Consider the following 2503-nt stretch of genomic DNA (forward strand, 5'->3'; position numbering starts at 1 on the left):
TCGTGACTGCGTGCCTTTTGAAGAATGAGCCTGCGAGTTTGCGGTGTGTTGCGAGGTTAACCCGAGTGGGGTAGCCGTAGCGAAAGCGAGTCCTAATAGGGCGATTTTAGTAGCACGCTCAAGACCCGAAGCGGAGTGATCTAGCCATGGGCAGGTTGAAGCGGAGGTAAGACTTCGTGGAGGACCGAACCCACCAGGGTTGAAAACCTGGGGGATGACCTGTGGTTAGGGGTGAAAGGCCAATCAAACTCCGTGATAGCTGGTTCTCCCCGAAATGCATTTAGGTGCAGCGTCGTGTGTTTCTTGCCGGAGGTAGAGCACTGGATAGGCGATGGGCCCTACCGGGTTACTGACCTTAGCCAAACTCCGAATGCCGGTAAGTGAGAGCGCGGCAGTGAGACTGTGGGGGATAAGCTCCATGGTCGAGAGGGAAACAGCCCAGAGCATCGACTAAGGCCCCTAAGCGTACGCTAAGTGGGAAAGGATGTGGAGTCGCACAGACAACCAGGAGGTTGGCTTAGAAGCAGCCACCCTTGAAAGAGTGCGTAATAGCTCACTGGTCTAGTGATTCCGCGCCGACAATGTAGCGGGGCTCAAGCGTACCGCCGAAGTCGTGTCATTGCAGCTATAGGGCCAACGCCCGCTGTGATGGGTAGGGGAGCGTCGTGTGCCGGGTGAAGCCGCGCCGGAAGGCAGTGGTGGACGGTTCACGAGTGAGAATGCAGGCATGAGTAGCGATACACACGTGGGAAACGTGTGCGCCGATTGACTAAGGGTTCCTGGGTCAAGCTGATCTGCCCAGGGTAAGTCGGGACCTAAGGCGAGGCCGACAGGCGTAGTCGATGGATAACCGGTTGATATTCCGGTACCCGCTGTGAAGCGTCAAACATCGAACCAGGCGATGCTAAGTCCGTGAAGCCGTCCCGGAGCCTTCGGGCAAAGGGGAGTGGTGGAGCCGACGAACCAGACTTGCAGTAGGTGAGTGATGGGGTGACGCAGGAAGGTAGTCCAGCCCGGGCGGTGGTTGTCCCGGGGTAAGGGTGTAGGCCGTGCGGTAGGTAAATCCGTCGCACACAAGGCTGAGACCTGATGCCGAGCCGATTGTGGTGAAGTGGATGATCCTATGCTGTCGAGAAAAGCCTCTAGCGAGTTTCATGGCGGCCCGTACCCTAAACCGACTCAGGTGGTCAGGTAGAGAATACCGAGGCGTTCGGGTGAACTATGGTTAAGGAACTCGGCAAAATGCCCCCGTAACTTCGGGAGAAGGGGGGCCATCACTGGTGAGAGGACTTGCTCCTTGAGCTGGGGGTGGCCGCAGAGACCAGCGAGAAGCGACTGTTTACTAAAAACACAGGTCCGTGCGAAGCCGTAAGGCGATGTATACGGACTGACGCCTGCCCGGTGCTGGAACGTTAAGGGGACCGGTTAGTCACATTTCGGTGTGGCGAAGCTGAGAACTTAAGCGCCAGTAAACGGCGGTGGTAACTATAACCATCCTAAGGTAGCGAAATTCCTTGTCGGGTAAGTTCCGACCTGCACGAATGGCGTAACGACTTCTCGACTGTCTCAACCATAGGCCCGGTGAAATTGCACTACGAGTAAAGATGCTCGTTTCGCGCAGCAGGACGGAAAGACCCCGGGACCTTTACTACAGTTTGATATTGGTGTTCGGTTCGGCTTGTGTAGGATAGCTGGGAGACTGTGAACTCTGGACGCCAGTTCAGGGGGAGTCGTCGTTGAAATACCAGTCTGGTCGTGCTGGATGTCTAACCTGGGTCCGTGATCCGGATCAGGGACAGTGTCTGATGGGTAGTTTAACTGGGGCGGTTGCCTCCTAAAGAGTAACGGAGGCGCCCAAAGGTTCCCTCAGCCTGGTTGGCAATCAGGTGTTGAGTGTAAGTGCACAAGGGAGCTTGACTGTGAGACCGACGGGTCGAGCAGGGACGAAAGTCGGGACTAGTGATCCGGCGGTGGCTTGTGGAAGCGCCGTCGCTCAACGGATAAAAGGTACCCCGGGGATAACAGGCTGATCTTCCCCAAGAGTCCATATCGACGGGATGGTTTGGCACCTCGATGTCGGCTCGTCGCATCCTGGGGCTGGAGTCGGTCCCAAGGGTTGGGCTGTTCGCCCATTAAAGCGGTACGCGAGCTGGGTTTAGAACGTCGTGAGACAGTTCGGTCCCTATCCGCTGCGCGCGCAGGAACATTGAGAAGGGCTGTCCCTAGTACGAGAGGACCGGGACGGACGAACCTCTGGTGTGCCAGTTGTCCTGCCAAGGGCATGGCTGGTTGGCTACGTTCGGGAGGGATAACCGCTGAAAGCATCTAAGCGGGAAGCCTGCTTCGAGATGAGTGTTCCCACCCCCTTTGAGGGGTTAAGGCTCCCAGTAGACGACTGGGTTGATAGGCCGGATCTGGAAGGCGGGTAACCGCTGGAGGTGACCGGTACTAATAGGCCGAGGGCTTGTCCTCAGTTGCTCGCGTCCACTGTGTTAGTTCTGAG

The 2503-nt window shown here is 57.0% G+C and carries 1 rRNA gene; it reads left to right on the forward strand.

Annotated elements, in window-relative coordinates:
• Positions 1–2472 (forward strand): 23S ribosomal RNA (locus tag ACZ39I_RS41755); the annotation flags it as partial.
• Positions 2473–2503 lie beyond the last annotated feature (31 nt).

The sequence above is a fragment of the Streptomyces sp. NPDC024687 genome, from assembly GCF_055559055.1.